24 protein-coding genes and 1 pseudogene are annotated in these 24,120 nt (G+C 59.9%); 19 read left to right on the top strand and 6 right to left on the bottom strand.

Annotation, left to right across the window (positions count from 1 at the left end):
* Positions 1-294 precede the first annotated feature (294 nt).
* The 17 genes and pseudogenes from ACZ9DP_RS09840 to nuoG all read left to right on the top strand — a co-directional run bounded on the left by ACZ9DP_RS09840 (position 295) and on the right by nuoG (position 16,551).
* Positions 295-1,191, top strand: a complete 897-nt coding sequence (locus tag ACZ9DP_RS09840; protein WP_476201439.1) for a LysR family transcriptional regulator — start codon at positions 295-297, stop codon at positions 1,189-1,191.
* A gap of 285 nt (positions 1,192-1,476) precedes the next feature.
* Complete coding sequence (locus ACZ9DP_RS09835) at positions 1,477-1,764, top strand: alpha/beta fold hydrolase (RefSeq protein WP_476202251.1); 288 nt, start codon at positions 1,477-1,479, stop codon at positions 1,762-1,764.
* Positions 1,765-1,840: 76 nt separating this feature from the next.
* Positions 1,841-1,933, top strand: a pseudogene (locus tag ACZ9DP_RS09830) (ABC transporter ATP-binding protein); the annotation flags it as partial.
* 181 nt (positions 1,934-2,114) lie between these two features.
* Entirely contained in the window at positions 2,115-2,609 is a 495-nt protein-coding gene (locus ACZ9DP_RS09825; protein WP_040115122.1) for an NADH-quinone oxidoreductase subunit J, read from the top strand.
* On the top strand, positions 2,609-2,911 hold the full coding sequence (gene nuoK / locus ACZ9DP_RS09820) for an NADH-quinone oxidoreductase subunit NuoK (RefSeq protein WP_074071540.1): 303 nt from the start codon (positions 2,609-2,611) through the stop codon (positions 2,909-2,911). The genes ACZ9DP_RS09825 and nuoK overlap by 1 nt, the downstream gene beginning before the upstream one ends.
* Positions 2,912-2,915: 4 nt before the next feature.
* Complete coding sequence (locus ACZ9DP_RS09815; protein ID WP_476201437.1) at positions 2,916-4,379, top strand: monovalent cation/H+ antiporter subunit D family protein; 1,464 nt, start codon at positions 2,916-2,918, stop codon at positions 4,377-4,379.
* Positions 4,376-4,630 carry a hypothetical protein gene (locus tag ACZ9DP_RS09810; protein WP_194731427.1) on the top strand — a complete coding sequence of 85 codons (255 nt, stop codon included), beginning with the start codon at positions 4,376-4,378 and terminating at the stop codon, positions 4,628-4,630. The genes ACZ9DP_RS09815 and ACZ9DP_RS09810 overlap by 4 nt, the downstream gene beginning before the upstream one ends.
* Positions 4,623-6,383, top strand: a complete 1,761-nt coding sequence (locus ACZ9DP_RS09805) for a Na(+)/H(+) antiporter subunit D (RefSeq protein ID WP_476201436.1) — start codon at positions 4,623-4,625, stop codon at positions 6,381-6,383. The genes ACZ9DP_RS09810 and ACZ9DP_RS09805 overlap by 8 nt, the downstream gene beginning before the upstream one ends.
* 8 nt (positions 6,384-6,391) lie before the next feature.
* Entirely contained in the window at positions 6,392-7,867 is a 1,476-nt protein-coding gene (locus ACZ9DP_RS09800; protein WP_194731426.1) for an NADH-quinone oxidoreductase subunit M, read from the top strand.
* Entirely contained in the window at positions 7,864-9,303 is a 1,440-nt protein-coding gene (locus ACZ9DP_RS09795; RefSeq protein WP_476201434.1) for an NADH-quinone oxidoreductase subunit N, read from the top strand. Before ACZ9DP_RS09800 ends, ACZ9DP_RS09795 begins: the two co-directional genes overlap by 4 nt.
* A 154-nt stretch (positions 9,304-9,457) precedes the next feature.
* Entirely contained in the window at positions 9,458-9,823 is a 366-nt protein-coding gene (locus ACZ9DP_RS09790; protein ID WP_074071546.1) for an NADH-quinone oxidoreductase subunit A, read from the top strand.
* Complete coding sequence (locus ACZ9DP_RS09785; protein WP_022716698.1) at positions 9,811-10,314, top strand: NuoB/complex I 20 kDa subunit family protein; 504 nt, start codon at positions 9,811-9,813, stop codon at positions 10,312-10,314. The genes ACZ9DP_RS09790 and ACZ9DP_RS09785 overlap by 13 nt, the downstream gene beginning before the upstream one ends.
* Complete coding sequence (locus tag ACZ9DP_RS09780; RefSeq protein WP_476201433.1) at positions 10,311-10,874, top strand: NADH-quinone oxidoreductase subunit C; 564 nt, start codon at positions 10,311-10,313, stop codon at positions 10,872-10,874. Before ACZ9DP_RS09785 ends, ACZ9DP_RS09780 begins: the two co-directional genes overlap by 4 nt.
* A gap of 1 nt (position 10,875) precedes the next feature.
* A complete protein-coding gene (gene nuoD, locus ACZ9DP_RS09775) occupies positions 10,876-12,090 on the top strand; it encodes an NADH dehydrogenase (quinone) subunit D (protein ID WP_476201431.1) in 1,215 nt (404 codons plus the stop codon).
* Positions 12,091-12,108: 18 nt separating this feature from the next.
* Positions 12,109-12,618, top strand: a complete 510-nt coding sequence (nuoE, locus tag ACZ9DP_RS09770; RefSeq protein WP_476201429.1) for an NADH-quinone oxidoreductase subunit NuoE — start codon at positions 12,109-12,111, stop codon at positions 12,616-12,618.
* Between the two features lie 4 nt (positions 12,619-12,622).
* Positions 12,623-13,888, top strand: a complete 1,266-nt coding sequence (gene nuoF / locus ACZ9DP_RS09765) for an NADH-quinone oxidoreductase subunit NuoF (RefSeq protein ID WP_476201428.1) — start codon at positions 12,623-12,625, stop codon at positions 13,886-13,888.
* A 32-nt stretch (positions 13,889-13,920) separates the two neighbouring features.
* A complete protein-coding gene (nuoG, locus tag ACZ9DP_RS09760; protein ID WP_476201427.1) occupies positions 13,921-16,551 on the top strand; it encodes an NADH-quinone oxidoreductase subunit NuoG in 2,631 nt (876 codons plus the stop codon).
* On the opposite strand, the gene ACZ9DP_RS09755 is transcribed toward nuoG, so the two are convergent.
* From ACZ9DP_RS09755 to ACZ9DP_RS09740, 4 genes are all read right to left on the bottom strand, one after another.
* Complete coding sequence (locus ACZ9DP_RS09755; protein WP_194731419.1) at positions 16,545-16,985, bottom strand: CBS domain-containing protein; 441 nt, start codon at positions 16,983-16,985, stop codon at positions 16,545-16,547. The genes nuoG and ACZ9DP_RS09755 overlap by 7 nt on opposite strands.
* A 44-nt stretch (positions 16,986-17,029) precedes the next feature.
* Positions 17,030-17,596: an NADH-quinone oxidoreductase subunit I gene (locus ACZ9DP_RS09750; RefSeq protein ID WP_194731967.1), complete on the bottom strand. Its 567-nt coding sequence runs from the start codon at positions 17,594-17,596 to the stop codon at positions 17,030-17,032.
* 31 nt (positions 17,597-17,627) lie between these two features.
* The gene (gene nuoH / locus ACZ9DP_RS09745; RefSeq protein ID WP_074071553.1) at positions 17,628-18,614 is read right to left on the bottom strand and encodes an NADH-quinone oxidoreductase subunit NuoH; all 987 of its coding nucleotides are present in this window, start codon (positions 18,612-18,614) and stop codon (positions 17,628-17,630) included.
* A 326-nt stretch (positions 18,615-18,940) separates the two neighbouring features.
* Positions 18,941-19,420 carry an Lrp/AsnC family transcriptional regulator gene (locus tag ACZ9DP_RS09740; protein WP_194731418.1) on the bottom strand — a complete coding sequence of 160 codons (480 nt, stop codon included), beginning with the start codon at positions 19,418-19,420 and terminating at the stop codon, positions 18,941-18,943.
* 128 nt (positions 19,421-19,548) lie between these two features.
* Here ACZ9DP_RS09740 and hppD point away from each other — a divergent pair, with 128 nt between their 5' ends.
* Complete coding sequence (hppD, locus tag ACZ9DP_RS09735; RefSeq protein WP_476201424.1) at positions 19,549-20,661, top strand: 4-hydroxyphenylpyruvate dioxygenase; 1,113 nt, start codon at positions 19,549-19,551, stop codon at positions 20,659-20,661.
* 83 nt (positions 20,662-20,744) lie between these two features.
* Here the strand turns inward: hppD and ACZ9DP_RS09730 are convergent, their stop codons facing one another.
* Together ACZ9DP_RS09730 and ACZ9DP_RS09725 are read right to left on the bottom strand one after the other, a co-directional pair.
* The gene (locus ACZ9DP_RS09730) at positions 20,745-21,344 is read right to left on the bottom strand and encodes a HupE/UreJ family protein (protein WP_476201423.1); all 600 of its coding nucleotides are present in this window, start codon (positions 21,342-21,344) and stop codon (positions 20,745-20,747) included.
* 187 nt (positions 21,345-21,531) lie between these two features.
* Complete coding sequence (locus tag ACZ9DP_RS09725) at positions 21,532-22,548, bottom strand: substrate-binding domain-containing protein (RefSeq protein WP_074071557.1); 1,017 nt, start codon at positions 22,546-22,548, stop codon at positions 21,532-21,534.
* Positions 22,549-22,867: 319 nt separating this feature from the next.
* Between ACZ9DP_RS09725 and ACZ9DP_RS09720 the strand changes: the two genes are divergently transcribed.
* Positions 22,868-24,118, top strand: coding sequence for an ABC transporter substrate-binding protein (locus tag ACZ9DP_RS09720; protein WP_476202250.1), 1,251 nt, complete (start codon positions 22,868-22,870; stop codon positions 24,116-24,118).
* Positions 24,119-24,120 lie beyond the last annotated feature (2 nt).

Genomic DNA, 24,120 nt, shown 5'->3' with positions numbered 1-24,120 from the left:
CTTGAGCGCCTCGGGGGCGAAGCGTGGCACAATGCGCCGAAAATCGTTTTCGCCGAAGGTAGTGCTTGCAGCCGAGGCCGATGGCCGAGACTTGGAGATTGCTGTTGCCGAGCGCGCGCTTTTGAATGTCGTCCTCCTTTGAGATCCGATTTGGTCTGAAAGCTGCGGGTCGGGCCCGCGATGCCGCTCAGTGAGCCTGCGGGGGGCTTCGAATGCGACGAGGACAACATAACGCTCGCATCAACTCTCGATTAGTCGCTATAATCGGCATTGCCTTATAAGTTGGTCTAATGAATGCAGATCGAAAACTTCAACAACCTCGCCGCCTTCGTCGTTGTTGCGAAGGAGCGGAGCTTCACCAGGGCCGCCGCCAAGCTCGGCGTTTCCCAATCCGCTCTGAGTCAAACCGTCAAGGCTTTGGAAGCGCGTTTAGGGTTGCGGCTGCTGACGCGCAACACGCGCAGCGTCTCGCCCACAGAAGCAGGAGAGCGGCTGCTACAGTCGGTCGCGCCCCGGTTCGAGGATATCGCGCAGGAAATCTCAGCACTCAGTGCCTTGCGGGAGAAGCCCGCCGGGATGATCCGCATCACAGCGGGTGAACATCCAGCGGTGACGATTCTCCAGCCTGCATTGGCGAGGTTTCTCCCTGAGTATCCGGACATTCACGTGGAGATCGTGGTCGACTATGGCCTGACCAATATCGTCGCAGAAGGCTATGATGCCGGCGTGCGGCTTGGCGAACAGGTCGCCAAGGACATGATCGCTGTCAGAATCGGTCCTGAAATGCGCGTGGCAATCGTCGGATCGCCCGCCTATTTCCAGAAGTATCCGCGGCCGGAGACGCCGCAGGATCTGACGCAGCATAACTGCATCAACTTCCGGCTACCGACCTATGGTGGCCTTTTCCCGTGGGAATTCGAAAAGGGCGGGCGCGAACTCAAGGTGAGGGTCGAGGGTCAGCTCGTCTTCAATAACATGGCGTTGAGGTTGAACTCCGCTCTCGCGGGGCTAGGGCTTGGGTATGTTCCCGAAGACGAAGTTCTCGAACACATCGCTGAGGGCCGCCTGATCCGGGTGCTTGAGGACTGGTGTGAACCGTTCCCCGGCTATCATCTCTATTATCCCAGCCGCCGGCACTCCTCTCCTGCTTTTGCCCTGCTTCTTGAGGCACTACGCTATCGCGGCCCGTGAACCAGGGCGTTCTTCGCCCTATCGAGGGGAGGTTTTGCCTTCGGATTGGCGCATGCCGCGACGCCTGAAACAACGTCATCGACAGTGCTGCAGGTTGCACACCATCTCGAGCCTGGATCGAGATGCCTTGCATCACCGCCACCAAATGACGCCCCAGACGGGAAACGTCATAAGTGCCGGCGAAAGGCTTGAGTATTTCTGTAATCCTCTCTTTCATGGCCTCACGCCGGGTTGCGGCTTCGCGGGCGAGAATTTCAACCTCCAACAGGTGACGACTTGCAGCGAATGCTTGTCATCAACGGTATGACGCCGCGCGCAGCGAACGAAGGTTTCGTGAAGACCCAAACCTCAGATCTGGAGCCTGCGTTCCGCGGCTTTCCCGCCCCCATTCTCCTGACGCACGGCAAGCACGATCGGCTTGTCCGTACGGCCATGTCGGAACGAGTAAAAGCGACCCACAAGGACAGCCGCTTGTCGATCTTTGCCAACAGCGGCCATTCGCCCTTTTACGAGGAGCCCGACCGCTTTGGGCGCGAACTGGCGACGTTCGTGAAGGCTGCAAATCGGGGGTGAATATAACGGCCGGCCGGCTAAGCAGATTGGTTGATGCTGGGGCGCAGACCAGGGACGAAGCTATGGCGGCGCGCCCGTCGAAACCAAAACCTCGGATCTTGCCGAAAGACCGGTGGACGAGCTTTCCGGCGGGCAACGCAAGCGTGTCTGGATTGCCATGGCGGCGGCGCTTCGAGACCTTGGCGAGCGGTTCAGCCACATCAGAACCGCAGTGGTTTGTCCGCCGACGACAATAATCTTGTGAAAAATCCGATACTAGGGCACAATTTATAAATGCACCTGAAGTGCAGAGCTATCTCAAATCCGGCCGTCTCGCGCCGAGTGACAGCTCGCGTGGGAGGGTCGCGTCGATGGATCAGGGGTTCTTTCTTCTGTTCGCTACGGTGTCCGTGATCACGGCCCTGACCGTGGTCCTGGCGCGGAATCCGGTTCACTGCGCATTGGCGCTGATGGCGTGTTTCCTGCAGATTTCGGCAATCTTCGTCCTGCTCGAAGCGCCGTTGCTCGCGGTCATCCAGATCTTCGTATATGTCGGCGCAATCATGGTCCTGTTCCTATTCGTGATCATGATGATCGATGTGCGCGAAGCAAAGTTGCAGCGGTTCTTACCGGGGGGCAACCTGCCGGCTCTGGTGATGCTCGTTCTGCTTGGGATCGAGATGTCGGTACTGGTGCTCTGGAGCGATCGCTTTTCGGTCACTGTTCCCGTAGGCGGCGGCGATGAGATCAGGCAGCTCAGCACGACGCTTTTCGCCGGTTATCTTCTGCCGTTTGAGGTCGCCTCCGTCATCCTGTTGGTGGCTTTGGTCGGCGCCATCGTGCTGGCGCGGAAGGAGCAGGGGTGATGGTTCCGCTGTCGTGGTATATTCTGCTCGGGGTGGTCCTGTTCGTGATCGGAGCGGCGGGCGTGCTGCTCAGGCGCAATATTCTGGTCGTGCTGATGTCGCTGGAGTTGCTGCTAAACTCGGTCAACATCAATTTCATCGCTTTCGGGCGCATCTACGACGACTTCCGCGGGCAGATCTTCGCCATCTTCGTCATAGCAATCACTGCGGCCGAGGTTGCCGTTGCTCTTGGCATCCTGGTCGCCCTTGTGAGGAACAAATCCACCCTCAAGGTCGACGACGTGACCATGATGAAAGGATAACGGCTTGGACCCGGTGATATCGATCAGGCCGCTGCTTGCCGTCGCCGTCCCGGGCCTGACCGCCGTGGCAGTTCTTCTTTTGAATAACCGTGAGAAAATCCGCGATCTCGTCTCGCCGCTGGCCGCGATCGCCCTGTTTGCGATTGTTGCCTCTATGGCGCCCACGGTGTTGGCGGGCGGAACCGTCGATTTGCGCCTGTTCGAGATCCTGCCGGGGGCCGACTTCGCTTTCCGGGCGGATGCCCTCGGCATGGTGTTCGCCACCGTCTCGTCACTCCTATGGATCGTCGCCGCGGTCTATTCCGTCGGCTACATGCGGCACTTGAACGAGCATGCGCAGACCCGATTCTTTGCCTGTTTCGCCACCAGCCTCGCGGCGGCCGTCGGAGGCGCCTTTGCCGCCAATCTGTTCACGCTGGTGATCTTCTACGAGGTGCTCAGCCTCGTTACCTATCCGCTCGTCTACCACCACGAGGACGAAGAGGGATGGGCGGGCAGCCGCAAATACCTCGTCTATCTGATGGGCGCATCGAAAAGCGTGCTGCTTGCCGCGCTGGCACTGACATATTCCATTGCGGGGTCGCTCGACTTTGTGGAGGGGGGGCTATTGGAGGACGTCAATGCCTCGGCGCCGCTGCTGACGGTCGTCTATTTCTGCTATCTTTTCGGCTTCGCCAAGGCTGCGGTGATGCCCATGCACGCGTGGCTGCCGGCCGCTATGGTGGCGCCAACACCTGTCAGCGCACTCTTGCATGCAGTGGCTGTCGTCAAGATGGGTGTGTTCTGTGTGCTGCGGGTGGTGTTCCATGTCTTCGGCGTCGGGCTGGTCGGAGAACTGGGCCTCGGCATCGCCACAGCCTATCTGGTTTCATTCACGATCCTGATGGCGTCGGTCTACGCCCTGACACGGGACGACCTGAAAGCTAGGCTCGCCTATTCGACGGTTTCCCAACTCTCCTACATCGTGCTGGGCGCGGTCCTGTTGTCGCCCGTCGCAATGGTCGGCGGGATCATCCACATTGCAGCGCACGCATTTTCCAAGATCACGCTGTTTTTTTGCGCCGGGTCGATCTACTGCGCATCGGGAAAGCGCAACATCAGCGACATGGCGGGCATCGGCCGCCGGCTGCCCTGGACGATGGGGGCATTCTTCGTCGCCTCGCTCAGCATGATCGGGGTGCCGCCGACCGCGGGATTCGTCAGCAAATGGTATTTGACGCTGGGGTCGGTGGAGGCGGGACAGATGGCGTTCCTGGTCGTACTGCTGGTGAGTTCGATCCTGAACGCCGCCTATTTCCTGCCGGTCAGCTATGTCGCCTTTTTCGGGACCGAGTCGCAGGAGAGCCGGACGACGGTCCGTGAAATTCCGATGATCACGATCCCGCTTGTTGCGACCGCCATCCTATCGGTGCTGATGGGCATCTTCCCCGATTATTTTCTTACCCTGGCGGACGGAGTGGTCAGATGATCAAGCGCGTGGTCGACTTCTTTGGTGACGAAGAATGGGCAAGGCAGCGCCGCCGACTGTTCTATCTGGCACTCGTTCTGATCGTGGCCGCCGACTTTCTGGTTTCTCGCGAACACGCCGAATACATTTGGGAGCGCCTGCCTGGCTGGTCCGCCGTCTACGGTTTCGGCTCCTGCGTTCTGCTCATCTTCGTTTCCAAGTTTCTCGGCCATCGGATCGGGCTGATGCGGCGCGAGGACTATTATGACTGACTTCATCCATCCGGCTCTGCTCTTCATTCTCGGTGCTCTGCCGATACCGTTCCTCAGGGGATCGATCGGCAAGGCCTATCTGCTGCTGATCCCGACGCTGGCGATCCTTGCCGTGCTCGCGATGCAGCCGGGCAGTTATGGCGAGGCGAGGTTTATCGGGCAGGAAATCCTGATTGCAAAGGTCGACAGGCTGAGTATCGTCTTCGCCACCGTTTTCACCGTCATGGCGCTGATCGGCACGGTCTACGCGTTGCACCTGACACGCCCCGGCCAGCATGTGGCCGCATTCATCTACGTCGGCAGCGCACTCGGCGTGGTGTTCGCCGGTGACTACCTGACCCTCTATCTGTTCTGGGAAGGCATGGCATTTTCCTCTGCCTATCTGGTCTTTGCCCAGGGAGGCGACAAGGCGATCCGGGCGGGGTTCCGGTATCTCATGGTCCATATCACCGGCGGGGTCTGCCTGCTCGGCGGCGTGGTTCTCCACGGGCTCGCCACAGGTTCATCTCTTTTCGGCCCGATCGAGGGAGAAATGGGCGTGGCCGTCTACCTGATCCTTGCCGGGTTCATCCTCAACGCCGCAGTGCCGCCGCTCAACGCCTGGCTCACCGACGCCTATCCGGAGGCGACCGTCACAGGCGCGGTGTTCATGAGCGCCTTTACCACCAAGACCGCCGTCTACGTGTTGGCGCGGGCGTTTCCGGGGACCGAGCTTCTCATCTGGCTCGGCACCGCGATGGCGCTCTACGGCGTTATCTACGCGGTGCTGGAGAACGACTGCCGGCGACTGCTTGCCTATCACATCGTCAGCCAGGTGGGGTACATGGTGGCGGCCGTCGGCATTGGGACCGAGATGGCGGTGAACGGAGCCACCAGCCATGCCTTCGCCCATATCCTCTACAAGGCGCTTCTGTTCATGGGTGCGGGGGCGGTGATTCATGTCACTGGGCGGCGTAAGCTCACCGAACTCGGCGGGCTCTACAAGACCATGCCGCTGACCTTGACGCTCTATATGGTCGGCGCCTTAGCGATCTCGGCATTTCCGTTCTTCTCGGGTTTCGTCACCAAGTCGATGGTCGTGGCCGCCGCCGGGCAGGATCACCGCGCGCTGGTCGTGCTCGCGCTGACGATGGCATCGTCCGGAACGTTCCTGCACACCGGGCTCAAGCTCCCGTACTACATGTTCTTCGGTAAGGACCAGGGCCTAGGGGCCAGGGACCCGCCCGGCAACATGCTGGTTGCGATGGGTATGGCGGCGGTGCTCTGCATTGCGATCGGGGTGTTCCCGCGGCCGCTTTATGCATTGCTACCCTATCCGGTCGACTTCGAACCATATACGGGTCTCCATATTACGGAGAGCCTCGGCGTGCTGATGTTCACGGCACTGGGTTTTGTCATTTTCCTGCGAGCGCTCGATCCCGAGAATACGATCAGCCTGGACACCGACTGGTTCTACCGCAAGGGTGCGCGGTACTTCATGTGGCTCGCCGAAAGGCCGCTGGCGCGCTACGAGAAGGCGGTGAGCGAGGTGTCTGAGACAACGGCGCTACCTTTCCTGCACGGGTCGGCACGAGAAGGATTGCGGATCGATCTTAACGGTGTGGACGCCGTCGTGAACGGCGTCGCCCGTTCGATCCTGAGCGGGGGCGCGGCGTTGCGGCGGCTCCAGACCGGTGTCGTGACCCATTATGTGCTGGCGATGATCGCCGGACTGATCGCGGCCGCCGTCGTTTTCGCCGTGGCTTGGCGGTAGGGGGTGCGATGGGATTGCCGCTTCTCAGTCTCATTGTATTCACGCCTGCCGCCGGGGCAGTGGTTCTAATGTTTCTCCGCAGCGAAGATGCGGTGCGCTGGACAGCGCTGGGTATCACCGTCCTCGACCTGGCTCTCTGCATCGCAATGCTGGCCGGCTTCGACCAGACGACCCACGAGATGCAGTTCACCGAGATACACCCGTGGGTGCCTACGCTCGGGATCACCTACGCGCTCGGTATCGATGGGATCAGCGCGCTCTTCGTGTTCTTGACCGCACTGCTGGGGTGGATTTGCGTGCTCGCCTCGTGGGTCGCGATTGACAGCAAGGTGAAGGAGTTCATGGTGAGCTTGCTCGTCATGCAGGCGCTGATGCTGGGGGTATTCTGCGCCCTCGACCTGTTTCTGTTTTATGTGTGCTGGGAGGCGATGCTGATCCCGATGTACCTGATCATCGGCGTGTGGGGCGGTGATGGCCGGGTCTATGCCGCGTTCAAGTTCTTCCTCTACACGCTGGCGGGCAGCCTCCTGTTCCTGATCGGTGTCATCGTGCTCTATTTCCACGGCGGTAGGACCTTCGACATTCTCGCGCTCACAGGTCAGGATTTGCCGTTCTGGGTTCAATCCTGGCTTTTTTTCGCCTTCCTGATCGCCTTCGCCGTGAAGGTGCCGATGGTCCCGGTTCATACCTGGCTGCCGGACGCTCATGTACAGGCGCCGACGGCTGGCAGCATCATCCTGGCCGGAGTGCTCCTGAAGATGGGCGCCTACGGGTTCTTGCGGTTCTCGCTGCCGATGCTGCCGGAGGCGTCGGTATATTATTCGACGCTGATGCTGGCACTTTCGGCTCTTGCCATCGTCTATGGCGGATTACTTGCGCTGGCGCAGGACGACCTGAAGAAGCTGGTGGCCTATTCCAGCATCAGCCATATGGGTTTCGTAACGCTGGGGATTTTTGCGCTGAACTTCCGCGGGCTCGAGGGCGGCATCCTGCAAATGTTCAATCATGGCGTAACGACGGGCGCATTGTTCCTCTTCGTCGGCCTGATCTACGAGCGGACGCATACGCGCAGTATCGCCGACTACGGCGGGCTGATGAAGGTGGCGCCGGTCTACACGGCGTTTCTGGCGCTGTTCACCTTGTCGTCGATGGCCTTGCCGGGGACGAATTCGTTCGTCGGCGAGTTGCTGGTGCTGTCGGGCGGATTTGCGGCCAACCTGGCCGCCGGCGCGGCCGCGGTCGTGGGCGCGTTGCTGAGCGCGGCCTATCTCCTTGGCATGTATAGGAGAGTAGCACTTGGTCCGGCCAGCATCGGCGCCCGCTTCAAGATACGCGACGTAAACGCCCGCGAGATGGCTGCGATCCTGCCGCTGGCCGTCTTCGTGCTTTGGGTCGGGCTCTATCCGAAACCCTTTCTCAACATCATCGACGTCTCGGTGAAGCATTTGCTCGCGCACGTGCACACCAAGGGGAGCGGCCAATGACCGCCGCCGCGCTTTTCCAGTCGGCTTTAGCGAGCCTGCCCGAGATCGTGGTGATTACTGGAGCCTGCATCCTGCTGATCCTTGGCCAGCTTGTGCGGAAGGGGCAGGAACATGTCTTTGTCTGGGCTTCCGTCGCCGTCGTGCTGATTGCGGCTTTGGGGACACTCATGCTGGCGAGCGAGGTACGGCCGGCCTACACGGGCATGTTCGTCGCCGACGGCTTTGCGGTCTTTTTCAAATTCGTGTTCTACTTAGCCACTGTTTTGACATTCTTCCTGTCGCGAAAATATGCCGACATTGAGGGGATTGAAAGTAGCGAATACTATGTTCTGCTGCTCTTCGCCCTTTCGGGAATGATGATCATGGCCTCGGCGACCGATCTCTTGTCGCTTTATGTGGGTCTCGAACTGATGGTGCTCTGCACCTATGTACTGACCGGTTTCTTGCGAAGAGAGCCGCGTTCGAACGAAGCGGCACTGAAATACGTGATCCTTGGCGCGGTCTCGACCGCGATCTTCCTCTATGGCGTTTCGCTCGTTTACGGGCTCACCGGCACGACGCAACTGGACGGCATGGCGGCCGCGGTGACCGGCGATCCGCTCGATCCCGGATTGCTGCTGGCGGTGGTCTTCATCGTCGCGGGGTTGGTCTTCAAGGTCGGCGCGGTGCCGTTCCATATGTGGGTCCCGGACGTCTACGAGGGCGCGCCGACGACGATCACGGCTTTCATGTCTGTGGGGCCGAAGGCTGCGGGGTTCGCGGCGATCCTGCGGGTGTTCCTCAACCCGCTGGTTGCAGCCTCGGACGCCTGGGTCGTTGTCGCCGTCATTGCGGTGGTGACAATGGCACTCGGCAGCTTCGTGGCGCTGGTGCAGGACAATTTCAAGCGCCTCCTGGCCTATTCCAGCATCGCCCATGCCGGGTTCGCCATTTTCGGCGTGGTGGCCGGCGGTGCGGACGGCATCGCCAGCGTGATGCTCTACCTGCTGATCTATTCTTTGATGAACCTCGGCATTTTCGGCATCGTCATCATGATGCGGAACGGCGATTTCTCGGGCGAGATTATCGAAGACTACGCGGGCTTTGCCAGGTCGCATCCCGGGCTGGCGCTTCTGATGCTGCTCTATCTGTTCTCGCTGGCCGGCATTCCGCCGACGGCCGGGTTCTTCGCCAAGTTCTACGTGCTGGTCGCGTTGGTCGAGCGGGGTTTCGTCATGCTGGCGGTGATCGCAGTGCTGCTGAGCGCCGTCGCCGCCTACTTCTACATCCGCATCGTCATGGTGATCTACATGCGCGAGCCACGCAGGGCGTTTGACCCGGCTCTGACGCCCCTGGTTCGCGCGACGCTCGCCTTCACCGCCGTCGGGACTCTCGGAATCGGCCTATTTCCGGAACGGTTCCTGAGGCTTGCTCAAGGTGCGGTGTTTGGAGGCTGATCTATTGGATTTGCAATGGTTCCCCCGAGGGAATACACTGACAATTGAAGAAAGGAGCGCCCAAGTCACTTACTGGGGCGACCGCATTGCCGGCCCGAATGGGGCCGGTCGCGGCCTGAGCAAGGCCCTCGGCGGGTGACCGGGGAAATGCGACATGTCTGCAATGGAATTTCTGCCTGTTCTCTTCATGGCCGCCGGAATTGTTCTGGTGGCGATGACGACGCTTTTCGTCTCGTCGCTGCTGCGCCCCTCCAATTCCTATCCCGCAAAGAACATGCCCTACGAATGCGGCATGGACCCGTCGGGCGAGGCCGCCGGGGGCCGCTTCAGAGTGCCGTTCTTTATCCTTGCGATACTGCTGGTGGTCTTCGATGTCGAGGCAATGTTCCTCTTTCCCTGGGCCGTCGTTCTGAAAGAGATCGGGTTCATCGGTTATGTTGAGATGTTCGTCTTCATGTTGCTGCTTCTCGTGGGCTTCGCCTACGCTTGGCTGAAGGGAGCGTTGGAATGGGAGGAGTAAACAACGCGATCCGCGATAGCGTGCTGTTCACCACGGCCGACAGCATCATCAGCTGGAGCCGGAGGTCGGCCCTATGGCCTGAGACCTTCGGCATTGCTTGCTGCGCCATCGAGATGATCTCAGCCGGTTGCGCGCGCTATGATCTCGACCGGTTCGGCGTGGTGTTCCGCCCTTCACCACGTCAGTCCGATGTGATGATCATCGCCGGCACCGTGACCCGGAAATTCGCGCCCGTGGTGCGTCGGCTCTACGACCAGATGCCGGAACCGCGCTGGGTGATTGCAATGGGCACCTGCGCCATTTCGGGCGGGGTTTACAACACCTACGCCGTGGTGCAGGGGTCGGAGACTTTCGTGCCCGTCGACGTGCATGTGCCGGGCTGTCCCCCGCGGCCCGAGGCGTTGATGCATGGCTTCCTCCTGCTTCAAGAGAAGATCAAGAGGACCCGCGCGCTGGCCGGGACGCCTCTGGATCGGGTTGCAGCGTCATGAGTGTAGGGCGGCCTCTCAATCTGGGTCCGATCATGGAGCGTTTCGGGGGATCAATCGAGGATCTCGGCTACGCGCACGGCATTCACGTCTTTGCTGTTCCTCCCGAGACGATCGTCGAGTTCTGCCGGTTCCTGAAGGAACACCCAGCACTGCGATTCAACTTCCTCTCCGACATCTGCGGGGTTGATCACTATCCCGAAACGCCGCGATTCGAAGCGGTATACCACCTCTACTCGCTCCCCAACCGGTGGCGGATTCGCATCAAGTGCTGGCTTGGCGATCCGCCCCAGCTCTCCTCGGTTACGGGCGTCTGGCGTACCGCCAACTGGCATGAACGCGAAGCCTGGGACATGTACGGGATCAGGTTCGAGGGCCACCCCGACCTGCGCCGGATCTACATGTGGGAGGGATTCGAGGGCTTCCCGCAGCGCAAGGACTTTCCGCTGCGTGGATACAAGGATAAGTTGAATCCGTTTGGAGCCGAAGGCCCGCCGCCGACACAGCCGGACCTCGCCACCAGGGATATTCCGCAAGGAGGCCGTTCCGCGCCGGAGAGTTGAGATGACTGAAGTCACCGAGCTCAGCAGGCCTGAAGGCGAAGCGCTCCATACCAGGGAAGTGCTTCTCAATCTCGGCCCGCAGCACCCCAGCACTCATGGGGTTCTTCGGCTCGTCCTCGAATTGACCGGCGAGTACGTCGAGCGCGTGGACCCGCATATCGGCTATCTCCACCGCGGCACCGAAAAACTGGCGGAGAGCTTCACCTATACCCAGATTTTCCCGCTGACGGACCGGCTCGACTATCTCTGCCCACCTTCGAACAACCTGGCGTTTGCGCTGGCCGTGGAGAAACTCCTCGGCATAGAAGCACCGGAACGGGCGCAGTATATTCGTGTGTTGATGGCTGAGCTGGCACGGATCTCGGGCCATCTCCTGATCACTGGCGCACTGCCAATGGACCTTGGCGCCATGACTGCCCTGCTCTATGCGATGCGCGAGCGCGAAATGATCATGGATCTGTTGGAGATGATTTCCGGGGCGCGGATGCATACCTCTTTCTGCCGGGTCGGCGGTGTGCGCGAGGACCTGCCCGACGGGTTCCTCCCCAAGATCCGGGAATTCTGTGACATCTTCCCGAACCGCATTCGCGACTATGACCGGCTGCTCGAGAACAACCGGGTGTTTTTGAACCGTACGCAAGGGATCGGCGTAATCGCCGCCGAGGATGCCATCGATCTCGGCCTGAGTGGCCCAAACCTGCGCGCCTCGGGCGTCGATTGGGACATCCGCCGCGACGAGCCTTATGAGATCTACGATCGGCTCGACTTCAATGTCATTACCCGCGAGGAGGGCGACTGCTATGCGCGCTGGCAGTGCCGTGTCGAGGAAATGCGCGAGAGCATCCGTATCATTGAGCAATGTCTCGACCAGATGCCCGAGGGGCCGTTCCAGATCGACATGCCGACAATCGCCTTCCCGGTGGACAAGGACAGGGTGCACTGCTCGATGGAGGCTTTGATCCAGCATTTCGACCTCTCGGCCTACGGCTTCAAGGTGCCGAAGGGCGAGGTCTATTCTGCGATCGAGGCGCCAAAGGGCGAGCTAGGCTTCTACATCATCAGCGACGGATCGCCCAAACCGTTCCGCATGAAGGTGCGGGCACCGTCCTTCGTCAACCTTCAGGCACTCTTTGGAGTGACCAACGCCCGCTATCTGGCGGACATGATCGCCGTGCTCGGCAGCCTCGACCCGGTGATGGCCGAGGTGGACAAGTAGCAGGGAGGTTCAAACGCGATGACCATGCGCGAACAGATCGAGGCGGCGGCGGCGCGGTATCCCGACCAGCGCTCAGCGATCATGCCCGCGCTTCTGATCGCGCAGAGGGAGCATGGCCATTTGCCTGGTCCAGTGCTGGAAGAAGTCGCCGATATCCTTGGTGTCGAGCGGATCTGGGTCTACGAACTGGCGACCTTCTACACACTCTTCCATATCGAGCCGGTGGGCATGTTCCACCTGCAACTCTGCGACAACGTTTCCTGCATGCTGCGCGACTCCGAGGAGCTGCTGAGGCATTTGGAGGAGGTGCTGGGGATCAACAAGGGCGGCACGACGCCGGATGGGCTGTTCACGCTTTCGACCGTCGAGTGCCTCGGTGCCTGCGAGATGGCTCCGGTGATGCAGGTTGGCGACGATTACCACGGCAACCTTGATGTCGCGCGGATAGACGCGCTCCTGGACAGCCTCCGCGCCATGGCGAGGCAGGTCGAAAGTGAGCCCGCCTTTGCGCGACCGCCGGGAGAGTAGTGCCATGTTCGAGCCGGTTCTTCTCAAGAATGTCGACGTGCCGGACAGTCATTTGCTGTCGACCTATGAGGCCGGCGGCGGCTATCAGGCGTTGGCCAAGACGCTGCGCGAGTATACGCCGGACGAGGTCGTCGACCTCGTCAAACAGTCCAACTTGCGCGGCCGCGGCGGGGCCGGGTTCCCGACGGGCATGAAATGGTCCTTCGTGCCGAAGCGGGCCGGCAAGCCGAAATATCTGTGCTGCAACGCTGATGAGGGCGAGCCCGGAACCTTCAAGGACCGGATCATCATGGAGCGCGATCCACACCAGCTCATCGAGGGGCTGGCGGTAAGCGCCTACGCGATCGGGGCCGAAACCGCCTATGTCTACATCCGAGGAGAATATGTGACGGCGATACGCCGCCTGGAGCAAGCGATCGCCGAGGCTCACGAAAAGTCCTATCTCGGAACGCGTGTTCTAGGCTCTGATTTCAAGTTCAACGTGCACGTTCACTGCGGCGCCGGCGCCTATATCTGCGGCGAGGAGACCGCGATGCTCGAGTCGCTCGAGGGCAAGCGGGCGCAGCCGCGATTGAAACCGCCGTTTCCCGCCGTGGCTGGGCTCTACTCCAGCCCCACCGTCATCAACAATGTCGAGACGCTTGCTTGCGTGCCGCATATTGTGGCGCGCGGGCCGGCCTGGTTTCGGGGGATAGGTCCGGATAAGAGCCCCGGCCCGAAGCTCTACTGCCTGAGCGGGCAGGTGCGCAAACCCGGCCTTTACGAACTGCCGATGGGCATACCGCTGCGCGAACTGGTCGAGCAGCACGCTGGCGGTCCGTTACCGGGGCGCAGGATCAAGGCTGTAATTCCGGGCGGGGTCTCGGCGCCGGTAATACCTGAGGGCGGGCTGGAGGTCGGGATGGATTTCGACTCGCTTGCTGCCGCCGGCTCGATGCTTGGTTCGGCCGGCGTTGTTGTAATCGACGACTCGACCTGCATGGTCAAGGTCGCCACCCGGATCATCGAGTTCTTCCATCACGAGTCCTGCGGCAAGTGTACGCCATGCCGGGAAGGATTGAACTGGGCCGTAAAAGTACTGCGCCGCATTGAGACCGGGGAAGGCGGGCCTGGCGATCTGGAGCAGCTGGAGATGCTTTGCAAAGGCATTTTCGGCAATACGTTTTGTGCTTTGGGTGACGGTGCCGCGATGGGATTGCGGGCGGCGCTTAAGCATTTCCGCGACGAGTTCGTCGCCCATATCGAGGAGCGGAGGTGCCCGTTTCACTGAGAGCGTGTGTTTGAGGCGGGCTTGGAGGAAGCATGGTTAGCGTTACGATCGACGGACAAACGCTTGAAGTCGAGGCTGGCTCCACGGTGCTCATGGCGGCTGAGCGTTTGGGCATCGACATTCCAACTTTCTGTTACTGGAAGCGGCTGCCGCCGCTGGCCTCCTGCCGCATGTGCCTGGTGGAGATTGAGGGGTTGCGGCGGCTGCAGCCGTCCTGCGCCACCACGGTCACCGATGGCATGGTCGTGCGGGCGAATACGCCGCTGATCGACGAAACGCGATCTTCCATGCTCGACATGTTGCTTGCCAACCACCCCCTTGACTGCCCGATCTGCGACAAGGGCGGCGAATGCGAGCTTCAGGACATGGTGATGGCATACGGCCCCCGCAAAAGCGAGTTCCACGATCTCAAGCGTGTATTCCACTCCGAGGACATTCGTCTCAGCCCGGTCGTCATCATGAACGTCAACCGCTGCATCCAGTGCCAGCGTTGCGTCCGGATGTGTGAGGAGGTGGTCGGCGCGGTCGCGCTTGGCACCGTCGAAAAAGGCATGGATACGGCCGTCACCGGCTTCGAGGGTAGCCTTGCGAGTTGCGATCAGTGCGGCAATTGCATCGAGGTCTGCCCGGTCGGCGCTCTGATGAGTTTCCCCTACCGCTACAAGGCACGGCCCTGGGATCTGGTCGAGACCGACACGGTGTGTCCGCATTGTGGCACCGGTTGCCAGTTGACGGTGGGCACACGCAAGGGCGAGTTTATGCGGGTACGCTCGAAGTGGGACGAGGGGGTCAACCGCGAAACGCTTTGCGTGCGGGGACGCTTCGGTCTCGATTTCGTCTCGGGCAGGGACCGGATCGAGCGGCCGATGATCCGTCGCGATGGCACTCTGGCTCCGGTTTCCTGGGACGAAGCGGCGGACTATCTGCGCCGGCGGCTGTCGGCCGTCGAGGACAAGGCTGCAGGGGGGCTGGCCTCGCCGCGCCTGCCCAACGAGGTGCTCTATCAGTTCCAGAAGCTGATGCGGACGGTATTCCGGACCAACAACATTGATTGCTCGTCGCGCTGGTCCGCGCCCTTTGATACGCTCGGGCCATTACTGGCAGCCTTCTACAGCCGCGCCCCGCTGGAAGAGGTGATCGCCAACGACTGCGTGCTCGTCGTCGGCGGCAACGTGACCGAGGAGAACCCAATCACCGAATACCTGCTGCGGGACGGCGCGCGGCGGCGGCAGACCGCATTGCTCATGCTTTCGGCGCGGCCCTCCCGTCTGGAGGCCGATGCCTGCGTTGTGGTTCGCGTGCCGCCGGGCGGAGAAACGGCGAGCCTTGCGGCGGTGGTAGCCGGGCTCGTGGAAGCGGCCGGTCACGCCTTGCCGGGCGAGACTTTTGCAGACATCGAAGCGACGGTCGGCAGGCCGCCGGTGAATACCGGTAGTGACGGGCCGGCTCGTCTGGCCAGTGCGCTCAAGGAAATCCGAAGCGTCACTGTGCTTGTCAGCGTCGAGCTCCTGAGGTCACCCGAAGCGCGCGCGACGCTGCAGCAACTCAACAACCTGCTGCAGGTTCTCCGCCTGCTCGGTAAGGGCCTGGCGATGCAGTTCCTCTTTGATCGCGCCAACCAGCTGGGCGCCTGGGACATGGGTGTTTTGCCAGCGGCTTTGCCGGGGTTGTGGGCGGTCACCGATGATGCGACCCGTACAACCCTTGCACGGAACTGGGGTGCCGAAATCCCGTCTGAACCCGGCGCGGGTCTCGACGCCATGCTGGAGCTCTGCGTCGGTGGCGGGATGGGCGCGCTCTACCTTGCCGGAGCAGACCCCCTGATCGCCTACCCCGACAGGGATTTCGTGACGCGAGCGCTTGGCGCCGCCGATCTCCTGATCGTGCAGGATACCTTCCTAACGGATACGGCGGGCCTGGCCGAGGTTGTTCTGCCCGCGGCAGGTTACGGCGAGGAATCCGGGACGTTCACCAACAACGAGGGCCGGACCCAGAAGATCCGCAAATTCCGCGAACCCGCCTTCGAGGCGCGAGGCAATCTGGCGATCTTCGACTTCGTCGCAGCGCTGCGCAGCCAGACGCTGCAGCCCTCGGCAGAAGGCGGAATTTTCGACGAGATTGCCCGGCGGGTTCCGGCCTATCAGGGGTTGACGCAGGATGGACTTGGCGCTGACGGCGCGTTCACCAAGGCGGTCCCGCTGCCACCGGCTGGCGAGTTCTTCGCGCCGCCGCCGGCCGCGAAAGCAGCCAACGGATTGATGCTGATTACCGGCAACTGCCTGTTCCACAACGGATATCTTTCCGAACGCTCGGAGATCCTGAATACGGTCGCTGATGACCCCTATGTCGAGATGAGCGCGCAGGATGCCGCCGAACTTGGCTTTTCGGATAGCGATCCGGTGGTCGTGCGATCCGCTCTGGGAGAATTGACGGCGAAGCTCAAGGTCAACAGGCGCTTTCCTAAGGGCCTCGTATTTCTCCCCGAGAACTACAGGGCCCTACGCCTCAACAGACTGATGCGTCGGGGTGTATATCCATGTCCGGTGGAAGTTCACCGGGCCACGGCGTCCGCCTGTCTCACTGGTTCTACGTCGAACCCTAAGGATCGACACCAAGGCATGGACGGTGGCTTGCCTGACCCTGCATCGCGCCTTGATCAGTGATACCTGTTCCCGCAGATGTAATCCTGCAGATCCTGTTCCGTGCGCTCCGCTTCGTCGAGCCTATGTTTGACCACATCGCCGATGCTGACTACGCCGACAACGTTGTCCCCATCCATGACCAGGACATGACGCGTACGCCGCCGGGTCATGATTCCCATCGCGACCGGCAGCAAATCCCGGGTCGAACAGGTCGCTACATTGCGGTTCATGATGTCCGCGGCTCGCATCATCGCCGCCGCGGCCCCGTATTCGGCTACCGCATTGCAGCAATCCCGCTCCGACAAGGTACCAAGGTATTCGCCGTCTGATTGGCTGACGACGACGAAGCCTATATTGTTCTCGCGAAACAGTCTCAGGACTTCCACCATCGACTGATCGCGATTGACCGCGATGACACCGACACCCTTGTTCTTCATGATTTCGCCGACAAACATCTGACCCTCCTGTCCGAGCGCATTGTTTGACAGCTGGCGCGTCTTCACGTTCGCCGTATATTCCGCCACCAGTTGTAGCCCTGCGTCTCTTTGGTTTCGACGAGCACGTCCTTCTCCGTATTCAGGCGCGCGGCAATTACGCCGCCACCGGTTGCCGCCTTGCCCGGTTTGGCGAGCAGATCGTCGCGCCCGATCACCAAATCACGCGAGGAAAAGCTCGAGAATTCGTATTGTTGGCCAAGCGCGATCGCGTCCGCTGGACAGGCGTCCTCGCATAGCCCGCAGAATAGGCACCGGGCCGTGTCGATCTCGAATTTTGCCGGGTGACGGTTGCCCTTTTCGTCCTCGTAGGGGATGACTTCGATGCAGTCGCAGGGACAAATCCGGGCGCAGAGTTCGCAGGCCACGCATTTGATCTCGCCCTCTTCGTCGCGCGTCAAGAAGTGATGCCCGCGGTAGCGCGGGTAGGGCAACCATTTTTCCTTGTCCGGATACTGCATGGTGACGGATCTGGCGAACATGTAGCCGAACGTCAGCGCCAAGGCTCTCGCCAGATCGCCGAAGAACGCCCAGCCGATCCATGTTCCAATACTGTCCTGCGCGCGCGACATCATCGCCCCCGCTATGGAGCCGCTGCGGCCCCTAAATGAAAGCAATTCCGGTTATGATTATGTTCGCCATCGATAAAGGAAGCAAGACTTTCCATCCGATCGCCATCAGTTGGTCGTAGCGGTAGCGGGGGAAAGTGAAACGGAACCAGATAAACAAATAGACGAAGAACGAGACCTTGAGCAGAAACCAAAGGAGTGGTGGCAAGGGGATCAGTACGCCGTTCCAGCCGCCGAAGAACAGGATCACCACCAGCACCGACACCAGCAAGACGATGGCATATTCGCTGATCATGAAAAACGCAAAGCGGATACCGCTGTATTCGGTATGGAAGCCAGCCCCCAGATCACCTTCCGCTTCCGAAAGGTCGAATGGAATGCGCTGTGCCTCGGCCAGTCCGGCAACGAAGAACACCAGGAAGCCGATCGGTTGGTAAACGATATTCCAGACATCGGCCTGCGCCCGTACGATTTCGAGCAGGCTCATGGATTGCGCCAACATGACCACGCCGATGACCGCAAACCCCATCGGGATCTCATAGCTGATCATCTGCGCGCAAGTCCTGAGGCTGCCCAGAACAGCGTATTTGCTGTTCGCGGCCCATCCGCCGAAGATGACACCGTAGACCTCAATGCCGATCACAGCGAAGACGAAAAGGATCGCCACATTCATGTTGGAGACGTAGAGCGTGATCTCGGCACCCAACACCGAGACGGTTTCGCCGAACGGGATCGCGACGAACACCACGAATGGTGGGGCGAGCGCCAGGATTGGCGCCAGTTTGAACAGAAAGCGGTCGGCCTCGTCCGGGATGTGGTCTTCTTTGGTCAAGAGCTTGATTCCGTCCGCCACCGGCTGCAGCAGCCCGTGCCACCCGACGCGCATTGGCCCCATCCGCTGCTGGATGTGCCCAGCAATCTTGCGTTCCAGCCAGGTCAGCGGCAAGGGCAGCAATAGCAGGATCGCGATCAGAAACGCGACCTTGAAGACGATCAGGCCGAGGGCGACGATAAGTTCCATGATCCGCGGCTACTTATTCATCGGTTGAAACGCGCGACCGGATTTTTGCCCGGCTATAGACTGAGCACTTGTGCAGTTATCAGCTTGATAGGGTACAGCGGCGACGCGCTACTTGCAAAGCGGAAATCAATTCTGCCTTCCCCGATTGCAAGAACCCTTTTGCCGGGTTTGTATGAGCCTACCAAGGTTGTTGAAAGGCAGAGCTTAGGTCCCGCCTTGGGCGAGGGAACGGAGTCTGACAAAAATAATCACAGAAATCCAACGCAAACAAATTTGTCGCTGCAATTTCAATAAGATCAATATAATAAGAAACCTATGAATAAGGCTTACGGCCGACTGCGCTGGTGGACTGGCAATCCCTGAAAGTCCTTGAGCGTCGCTAATACGATCGACGTCTTGACATGCTGAACGCTGTCGTGCGGCAGGAGCACGTCGTTGACGAAGCGCGAAAGTCCGGCAAGGTCAGGCGTCACGACCTTGAGGTGGTAATCCATTTCACCGGTCAGGGCGTAACATTCCAGCACCTCCGGCAGGTCCGCAATCAGTGTTGCGAAACGCTTGGCGTTGTCGCGGTTGTGGGTCGCAAGGGTTACGGCGATGACGACCATGAGGTCGAGCCCCAGCCTGCCGCGATCGAGCACGGCGCGATAGCCGTGGATAAAGCCCTCCGCCTCAAGCCGTGCCCTCCGGCGCGAACATTGCGATGGCGAGAGCGCGATTAATTCCGAGAGCTCGTTGTTGGTGAGGCGGCCGTCGCCTTGCAATTGGGCAAGGATTTTTAGATCGTATCTGTCGAGCTGTTCCATTTGTGCGCGTTCTCCCATTTTTTTGCATGAAACATGTATTGAATCGCTAGAACTGCGCGTGAATGCAAGCACCATGCGTAAAAATCCCGTCATAATGCCATTCAGGATCCTGGTTGGAGGAAAGAACGATGGGCCCCTATCCGCACGACGCGCCGCCGACAGGCATCACTGCCGACAATCCGGTCGGCACTGACGGTTTCGAATTTGTGGAGTTCGCCCATTCGGAGCCGGAAAAACTGCGCGAGCTTTTTATCCGCATGGGCTACAGTTGCGTTGCCAAGCACCGCATGAAGGACGTTACCGTCTGGCGCCAGGGCGAAATCAACTATCTGCTCAATGCCGAGCCCGGCAGCCATGCCATGCGCTTCGTCGCCGAACACGGCCCTTGCGCGCCCTCCATGGCCTGGCGTGTCACCGACGCCAAACATGCCTTCGACCACGCGGTTTCAAAGGGGGCGACGCCGTATGAAAGCAAGGACAAGGCCGTCGATATCCCGGCCATCGTGGGCATCGGCGGTTCGCTGCTTTATTTTGTGGAAACTTACGGCGAGAAGGGCACGCCCTATGATGCAGAGTTCGAATGGCTGGGTGAACGCAACCCGAAGCCGAAAGGCGTTGGCTTTTACTACCTCGATCATCTGACCCACAATGTCTATCGCGGCAATATGGACAAGTGGTGGGAGTTCTATCGCGAGCTCTTCGGTTTCCGCCAGATCCATTTTTTCAATATCGACGGCCGCATTACCGGGCTGATGAGCCGGGCAATTACGTCTCCTTGCGGCAAGATCCGCATCCCGCTGAACGAGTCCAAGGACGACACCAGCCAGATCGAGGAATATCTGCGCAAGTACAAGGGCGAGGGCATCCAGCATATCGCCGTTGGTACGGAGGCAATCTACGACGCGACGGACAAACTCGCCGAAAACGGCCTGAAATTCATGCCCGGGCCGCCCGATACCTATTACGAACTCTCGCATGAGCGCGTACACGGCCATGAGGAGCCGATCGAACGGATGAAAGAGCATGGCATTTTGATCGACGGCGAGGGCGTCTTGGATGGCGGCACGACCCGCATCCTGCTGCAGATTTTCTCGCGAACCGTCATCGGACCGATTTTCTTTGAGTTCATTCAACGAAAGGGCGACGAAGGCTTTGGCGAAGGAAACTTCCGCGCACTGTTCGAATCGATCGAGGCTGATCAGATCCGGCGCGGCGTGCTGCGCCCGACGGCTGCCGAATAACCAGAGCCGCGTTTGAGAACACGGTGAGAATAAGCGGCGATAGACGGATCGCCCCTCTTACATTTTTGGTGTTTGTCGAACGATTATATCATGCCGGCGAGGAAGCCGACGCCTGCTATAGCGGCTAGGCCGCCGGCAAGGCGCGTGACGATGAAGCCTCGGCGTTCGCCGATGCGGCCGATCGCATAGCCAAGCCTAAGTCCGACAGCGTGCAGAAGAGCGGTCGCGATCAAAAAACCTCCCCCGTAAGCAGCGCCCGCAGCACTTTCCGGCATTTCGGTGCCGTGGGCATGGCCATGGAAGATCGCAAACAGCCCGACCACGGCCATCGCAATGGCTGCTGGGGCCTTGACGTTGAACGCCACGACCGCGCCGAGAAGGACCACCGATAACGCGATACCCGCTTCAACAAATGGGATATCGATGCCGGCAACACCGAGCGCGCCGCCGAGGGCCATAACAAGGACGAAGGTTGCCGGGACAAGCCAAGTTGCGCGACCGCCAAGCTGATAGGCAAAGACGCCAACCATGATCATCGCAAGGACATGATCGATACCCGATACGGGATGGGTGAAGCCATGCGCGAAGCCTGCTGCTTCGCCGGCGACGGGATGGGCATAGGCGGCGGCTGGAAGCGCTGTTGCGACCAGTGCCAAAAGGCCGCTCTTGAGTGTTGATTTCATTAATCAATTCCCCATTGAGTTATAGAATGCGTTGCGGGCGCTGGATCGGGTAAGCACGGTGAATATCGCGGGGCAATGCTATGTGAAACACGCCGGAAACGTCAACGAAAAAATGTCGAATATGAATGTATTTCAATAGTTTATCAGTAGTGCATTTGCGGCATGCATCTGCCTAATTGGCGGGCACTCATCGCCTTACAGGACGCGTCGATTCCCGCAAATTGAGTTCGACGGGCCATAATTCATGAATATCTGAAACCGAGCGTCCCGCCAGCAGTTGCAAGGTCAGGTCGGCGCACCTTGCGCCTGCTGCTCTCATCGATGATCGGCTTGCCGAAAGTGAGGGTGCCATATTTTCCGCCGTCAGGTAGGGAAACACGTCGTCATGGGCGATGACAGAGACGTCCTCGCCGATAGCGAGGCCGAGGGATCGGACGGCGCGATAGACGCCGAGTGCTGTCATCATCGAACCGGCCACGAAGGCCGTTGGCGGATTGGAACTCTCCAGAAAAAAGCGGGCATGTCTAAAGCCGAGCTCGTCGGTGAATGTGTCATGGGCGATCAGCTGTGCGTCCTGCTCAAGAGCCCGCCCCTCGAAGGCCTTGCGGAAGCCGATATCGCGGTGGATGGAATAAGTCAGTCCTTTGCGGCCGTTGATCATCGCGATCCTGCGGTGGCCGAGGTCGAGCAGATGCTCCGTCGACCGGCGGATTGCCCCTTCATTGTCGATGTCCAGCCATGCATGGGGAACGGCGATATCCGATCGCCCGTGCACGAAGAAAGGAATTTTGAGCCTGTCCAGAAGCTCGATGCGCGGGTCGTTCGGTTTCGGAGAGTGGACGATAATTGCATCGACGCGCCGGCTTTCGGCAAGCCGTCTATAGGTCTGCATCTCCTCGTTAAGATCGCGATCGGCCATCGGGATCACCAGGATATCAGTATCCTCCGAGGCCAGTCTCTCCGCCATGCCGGCCATGAATTCGGCAAAGTGGAATTCACCGGAGCGTCCCATAATGACCCCGATCGCGCCGACGCGGCCGGTCTTCAGCCGGACGGCGTTGACGTCCGGCCGGTAGCCGAGCCTCAGGGCTTCCGCAACGACGCGTGCGCGGGTCGTCTCGCTTACCTCCGGATAGCCGCTCAGCGCTCGGCTTACCGTTGTCGGCGACAGGCCGACTTGTTTTGCGAATTCCTTGAGCTTCATTCGAACACGTTAGGTTGGATCCGCGCGGATCAATGACGGATTGTTGAGCGCTCGGCAATCTCGTCTATCACCAACTGCGGGTATTTGAAATCGGTTTCAATTGTTTGAAGGCAATAATGAGAAACGATCAGTTGCTCTGATCATCTAATTTAAGAGTTTAAATAGTTGATATAAAACATATAAATAGAAATTTAGCGACATTGTGGATGTTTGAGGTGGCGCTCTTGACGGTTGAAAAAACTTTTGTAATGTTCCGTCTAGCCAAATCGATTTCAATATTTCGTCTGGCAAACGGGAGGATGACATGAAGTATCGTTTGATGGCCGCCGTTTCGGCGGTGAGCATGATCTGTACCTTGAATCTTGCGGCTGCAGCCGAGCTTTCCTTCGCGGCGAGTTCGACGGGCAATAACCTCGAGTTTTTCCGCAAGCAGTTTGCCGTCTTCGAAGAGAAGACGGGCCACAAGGTCAACATCGTGAGCATGCCGTCGTCGAGTTCTGAACAGTTCTCGCAGTACCGTCTGTGGCTTGCCGCCGGCAACAAGGACGTCGATGTCTATCAGACCGACGTCATCTGGGCACCGCAGCTTGCCGATCAGTTCGTGGACCTGAAGGAAGCTGCCAAGGACGTCGTCGAGCAGTTCTTTCCTTCGATCATCGCATCGCAGACGGTCAACGACCGTCTCGTGGCGCTGCCGATGTATACCGATGCGCCGGCGCTTTATTATCGCAAGGACCTGCTTGAGAAATACGCTAAGCAGCCGCCGAAGACCTGGGACGAGCTTGCCGAGACCGCCAAGGAGATCCAGGAAAAGGAACGCGCGGCCGGTCAAAAGGACATGTGGGGCTTCGTCTTCCAGGGGAATTCCTATGAAGGCCTCACCTGCAATGCGCTGGAATGGGTGAAATCCTCCGGCGGCGGGCAGATCGTGGAGCCGGACGGCACGATCTCGATCAACAATGAAAAGGCAGCAGCCGCAATCGACCGTGCGAAGGGCTGGGTCGGCACGATCTCCCCGCCTGGCGTGCTCGCTTATCAGGAAGAGGAGTCGCGCGGCGTCTGGCAGACCGGAAATGCCGTCTTCATGCGTAACTGGCCCTATGCCTATTCGCTCGGCAATGGCGCCGATAGCGCGGTGAAGGGCGAGTTCGACGTAACGACGCTTCCCGTCGCAGCGCTCGGCGACAAGCCGTCTTCAGCGCTCGGCGGCTGGAATCTCGCAGTTTCGAAATATTCTGACGAGCAGCAGGCGGCCATTGAGCTCGTCAAGTTCCTGGCGTCGAAAGACGTTCAAAAGGCACGTGCCATCGAACTTTCCAATCTGCCAACCCTGGTGGCGCTTTACGACGACAAGGATGTCGCTGCCGCGCAGCCTTTCATGCCGGAGTGGAAGCCGATCTTCCAGGATGCCGTACCGCGTCCTTCGGCGACAGCCAAGGTGAAGTACAACGAAGTGTCGTCGAAGTTTTGGACGGCAGTACACAACACGCTGTCCGGCAACGGGACCGCGGCTGAGAACCTTGAGCTTCTCGAGGCCGACCTGACGACCCTTAAGGGCGATAACTGGTGATG

Source organism: Rhizobium sp. USDA 4016, from assembly GCF_056279705.1.
Note: the sequence above shows the minus strand (reverse complement) of the source record. Positions and strands in the feature narration are given on the sequence as shown.

What these genes read in the sequence shown, in the direction of transcription:
- nuoH (WP_074071553.1), bottom strand. Translation starts at nt 18,614, where the DNA reads ATGGAACTTATCGTCGCCCTCGGCCTGATCGTCTTCAAGGTCGCGTTT.
- ACZ9DP_RS09725 (WP_074071557.1), bottom strand. Translation starts at nt 22,548, where the DNA reads ATGAAGCTCAAGGAATTCGCAAAACAAGTCGGCCTGTCGCCGACAACG.
- ACZ9DP_RS09840 (WP_476201439.1), top strand. Translation starts at nt 295, where the DNA reads ATGCAGATCGAAAACTTCAACAACCTCGCCGCCTTCGTCGTTGTTGCG.
- ACZ9DP_RS09730 (WP_476201423.1), bottom strand. Translation starts at nt 21,344, where the DNA reads ATGAAATCAACACTCAAGAGCGGCCTTTTGGCACTGGTCGCAACAGCG.
- ACZ9DP_RS09810 (WP_194731427.1), top strand. Translation starts at nt 4,376, where the DNA reads ATGATCAAGCGCGTGGTCGACTTCTTTGGTGACGAAGAATGGGCAAGG.
- ACZ9DP_RS09785 (WP_022716698.1), top strand. Translation starts at nt 9,811, where the DNA reads ATGGGAGGAGTAAACAACGCGATCCGCGATAGCGTGCTGTTCACCACG.
- ACZ9DP_RS09755 (WP_194731419.1), bottom strand. Translation starts at nt 16,985, where the DNA reads ATGTTTGTCGGCGAAATCATGAAGAACAAGGGTGTCGGTGTCATCGCG.
- nuoD (WP_476201431.1), top strand. Translation starts at nt 10,876, where the DNA reads ATGACTGAAGTCACCGAGCTCAGCAGGCCTGAAGGCGAAGCGCTCCAT.
- ACZ9DP_RS09835 (WP_476202251.1), top strand. Translation starts at nt 1,477, where the DNA reads ATGCTTGTCATCAACGGTATGACGCCGCGCGCAGCGAACGAAGGTTTC.
- ACZ9DP_RS09790 (WP_074071546.1), top strand. Translation starts at nt 9,458, where the DNA reads ATGTCTGCAATGGAATTTCTGCCTGTTCTCTTCATGGCCGCCGGAATT.
- ACZ9DP_RS09750 (WP_194731967.1), bottom strand. Translation starts at nt 17,596, where the DNA reads ATGTCGCGCGCGCAGGACAGTATTGGAACATGGATCGGCTGGGCGTTC.
- nuoF (WP_476201428.1), top strand. Translation starts at nt 12,623, where the DNA reads ATGTTCGAGCCGGTTCTTCTCAAGAATGTCGACGTGCCGGACAGTCAT.
- ACZ9DP_RS09805 (WP_476201436.1), top strand. Translation starts at nt 4,623, where the DNA reads ATGACTGACTTCATCCATCCGGCTCTGCTCTTCATTCTCGGTGCTCTG.
- ACZ9DP_RS09800 (WP_194731426.1), top strand. Translation starts at nt 6,392, where the DNA reads ATGGGATTGCCGCTTCTCAGTCTCATTGTATTCACGCCTGCCGCCGGG.
- ACZ9DP_RS09720 (WP_476202250.1), top strand. Translation starts at nt 22,868, where the DNA reads ATGGCCGCCGTTTCGGCGGTGAGCATGATCTGTACCTTGAATCTTGCG.
- hppD (WP_476201424.1), top strand. Translation starts at nt 19,549, where the DNA reads ATGGGCCCCTATCCGCACGACGCGCCGCCGACAGGCATCACTGCCGAC.
- ACZ9DP_RS09780 (WP_476201433.1), top strand. Translation starts at nt 10,311, where the DNA reads ATGAGTGTAGGGCGGCCTCTCAATCTGGGTCCGATCATGGAGCGTTTC.
- ACZ9DP_RS09825 (WP_040115122.1), top strand. Translation starts at nt 2,115, where the DNA reads ATGGATCAGGGGTTCTTTCTTCTGTTCGCTACGGTGTCCGTGATCACG.
- ACZ9DP_RS09740 (WP_194731418.1), bottom strand. Translation starts at nt 19,420, where the DNA reads ATGGAACAGCTCGACAGATACGATCTAAAAATCCTTGCCCAATTGCAA.
- nuoK (WP_074071540.1), top strand. Translation starts at nt 2,609, where the DNA reads ATGGTTCCGCTGTCGTGGTATATTCTGCTCGGGGTGGTCCTGTTCGTG.
- ACZ9DP_RS09795 (WP_476201434.1), top strand. Translation starts at nt 7,864, where the DNA reads ATGACCGCCGCCGCGCTTTTCCAGTCGGCTTTAGCGAGCCTGCCCGAG.
- nuoG (WP_476201427.1), top strand. Translation starts at nt 13,921, where the DNA reads ATGGTTAGCGTTACGATCGACGGACAAACGCTTGAAGTCGAGGCTGGC.
- nuoE (WP_476201429.1), top strand. Translation starts at nt 12,109, where the DNA reads ATGACCATGCGCGAACAGATCGAGGCGGCGGCGGCGCGGTATCCCGAC.